Below are 3031 nucleotides of genomic sequence, written 5' to 3' on the forward strand. Positions count from 1 at the left end.
AACACTCACAAATCCATTATGTTTTAACGGTTATTAAAGCCATTAAAATCAATGGATTGACACAATTCACAGCTTTGCATCAGTGTTTTAATGATTTTAATCAAGGGAAAAAGCCTGCCCGTTCACAAGCTGGCGATAATTACCGCAGGTCAATTCACGCAGTAGCTATTTTTTCGCCAGATTAAAACGTTATTTATCTCTGCATTCACAACCTTGATATTTTTATCGCCTGAAAACATCGGTAAATAACAATAAACGCGGTTGTCAAAGGCCTGGCACCCTGCTGTGCGTTTACGCCTATCATGCCGGGAGCACCCTCGCTATAATTCGAAGAACATTTCCTGAATGAGTAGAAGCTTATGATCCGCAGTATGACCGCATACGCCCGCCGTGAAGCCAAAGGCAGCTGGGGCAGCGCCGCCTGGGAACTGCGTTCCGTCAACCAGCGTTACCTCGAAACCTATATCCGCCTGCCGGAGCAGTTTCGCAGCCTGGAGCCGGTGATTCGCGAACGCATCCGCAACCGACTGACGCGCGGCAAAATCGAGTGCAACCTGCGCTTCGACGCCGATGCGAGCGCCCAGGGTGAGCTGCAGCTGAATGAGTCGCTGGCTAAACAGCTGGTGCAGGCGGCGAACTGGGTGAAGATGCAGAGTGATGAAGGCGCAATTAACCCGCTGGATATTCTGCGCTGGCCGGGCGTGATGACCGCGCAGGAGCAGGATCTGGATGCCATCAACGCGGAACTGCTGGCAGCGCTGGATGGCGCGCTGGACGATTTCATCATTGCGCGTGAAAGTGAAGGCAACGCGCTGAAAGCGCTGATCGAACAGCGGCTGCAGGGCGTGACCGAGCAGGTCAGCAAAGTACGTGCGCAGATGCCAGAAGTGCTGAAATGGCAGCGCGAGCGTCTGGTGAGCAAGCTGGAAGAAGCTGAGGTACAGCTGGAGAACAATCGCCTTGAGCAGGAACTGGTGATGATGGCCCAGCGTATTGATGTAGCCGAAGAGCTGGATCGCCTCGATGCGCACGTGAAAGAGACTTACAACATTCTGAAGAAGAAAGAAGCCGTCGGCCGCCGCCTCGATTTTATGATGCAGGAGTTCAACCGCGAGTCGAACACGCTGGCATCGAAATCGATCAATGCGGACATCACCGCCTCAGCGATTGAGCTCAAGGTGCTGATCGAACAGATGCGCGAGCAGATTCAGAATATTGAGTAGCATTTCACACATATCCATAAGTATGCAAAATTCCTTATCAGCCCGCTACTTGCGGGCTTTTTACTCTCAGGAGCTAGCATAAAGATGCAGGGGAGCGCATGATTACCGTGTACACCTGGGTGTACATCTAACGCAAATGCCAGATGCCCAGGTGTACACCGATAACCACTACGGGAATCAGAGATGCCCAAGCTGACTGACGCACAAATACGAGCCTGGATTAAAGCCGGCGTAAGGTTTGAGGGTAAATCGGACGGGAACGGCCTTTACCTGTCTTACCGCGAGAACTACCAGACGCCTGTCTGGCGCTTCCGCTATAAGTTCTCAGGCAAAGCGCGCGCCATGCTTATTGGATCCTATGCGGAGCTGTCGCTGGCCAGAGCAAGAGAAACGGTCAGGGAGTTAGCCGCACGGGTGGCGCTGGGCTATGACGTGTCTGGAGAAAAACGGCAACGCAAAGCTGATGCGCTGGCAAAGATTGAGGCAGAGAAGAACGCCATACGCGTATCCCAGCTGGCGGCGGAATACTTTGAGCGTCAGATCCTGCCACGCTGGAAGCATCCAGATACACTGCGTCGCCGCCTGGATAAAGACATCAATCCCCGTATCGGAAAAATGAAGGTAGAGGACGTTAAGCCCCGCCACATTGATGACATGCTGAAGGCGATCGTAGACCGTGGCGCGCCGACCGTTGCCACTGACGTTCTGCGCTGGACACGCCGCATTTTTGATTACGGCATTAAGCGTCATATTCTGGCAGTTAACCCCTGCTCTGTCTTTGAAATTTCTGATGCGGGTGGTAAAGAGGTTAGCCGCGATCGGTGGCTGAGTCGTGATGAGCTGATAAAACTATTCCAGGCGATGCGAACGGCTAAGGGCTTCAGCCGTCAAAATGCACTCACTTTTAAGCTGCTACTGGCGCTGTGTGTCAGAAAGATGGAGCTGTGCGCTGCGCAATGGGCGGAGTTTGATCTGGATGAGGGTATCTGGCATTTGCCAGCAGAGCGCACAAAGAATGGTGATGCAATCGACATTCCCTTGTCGCTCCCCGCACTGACCTGGCTGAAAGAGCTGCATACCTTTTCCTGCAACAGCAAATGGGTCCTGCCAGCCAGAAAGATGCAGCACCGCATGATCCCCCATATTCAGGAAAGCACGCTGCCGGTGGCGCTGGCAAAAATACGGGCTGAAATGGCGGACGTGCCCAGCTTTACCATTCATGACTTCCGCCGCACTGCACGAACTCATCTGGCTTCGCTGGGATGCGATCCGGTCGTAGCTGAACGATGCCTTAACCACCGCATCAAAGGGGTCGAGGGCGTTTACAACCGGCACCAGTATTTTGAGGAAAGGAAAGCAGCTCTTAGTCAGTGGGCAGATCTGTTAGTAACGCTGGAACGTGGAGAGCGATACAACGTGACGCCTTTAGCGAAGAAAAAGGGTTAACGTATAACCTCACAGAGGATGGTTACAATTGCCGAAGTGATTAATACGCTTTACGGCATCAATCCAAATAAAAAATTGAAAGAATTGCCTGACGACGTAGCGGAAGAAGCGTCAGATATTCGTAAGGCCATAACCCGGAACATTCGTAGCCTGAATATAAGCCTCCTTACAGTGAATGATGAAGTGGATGCCGACCTGGTCTTCGCAGCCGCTCATGATTTTATGCGGCAGGGAATTACGCCAGAAATTATCCTCAAGCGTGGGCGAGAAGCCCTTCTCACATTCCTTTACAGATACGACTGGGAGAAATACATGTTTGCTTTTGGCGGGCGCTCTTTAGTCGAAACGATGTCATCCGTCAG

4 protein-coding genes are annotated in these 3031 nt (G+C 52.3%); all 4 read left to right on the forward strand.

Going from position 1 to position 3031, the window contains the following annotated elements; genetic code table 11:
• On the forward strand, positions 1–185 hold a 185-nt coding region (locus tag QMM04_RS21840; RefSeq protein WP_282997020.1), incomplete at its 5' end, for a hypothetical protein.
• Positions 186–359: 174 nt separating this feature from the next.
• Positions 360–1223: a YicC/YloC family endoribonuclease gene (locus tag QMM04_RS21845; RefSeq protein WP_021507096.1), complete on the forward strand. Its 864-nt coding sequence runs from the start codon at positions 360–362 to the stop codon at positions 1221–1223.
• 183 nt (positions 1224–1406) lie between these two features.
• Positions 1407–2669 carry a site-specific integrase gene (locus QMM04_RS21850; protein WP_282997021.1) on the forward strand — a complete coding sequence of 421 codons (1263 nt, stop codon included), beginning with the start codon at positions 1407–1409 and terminating at the stop codon, positions 2667–2669.
• Positions 2670–2687: 18 nt separating this feature from the next.
• On the forward strand, positions 2688–3031 hold a 344-nt coding region (locus tag QMM04_RS21855), incomplete at its 3' end, for a hypothetical protein (RefSeq protein WP_282997022.1).

It is taken from the genome of Pantoea sp. Pa-EAmG (assembly GCF_030024295.1).
Taxonomy (GTDB): domain Bacteria; phylum Pseudomonadota; class Gammaproteobacteria; order Enterobacterales; family Enterobacteriaceae; genus Pantoea; species Pantoea dispersa.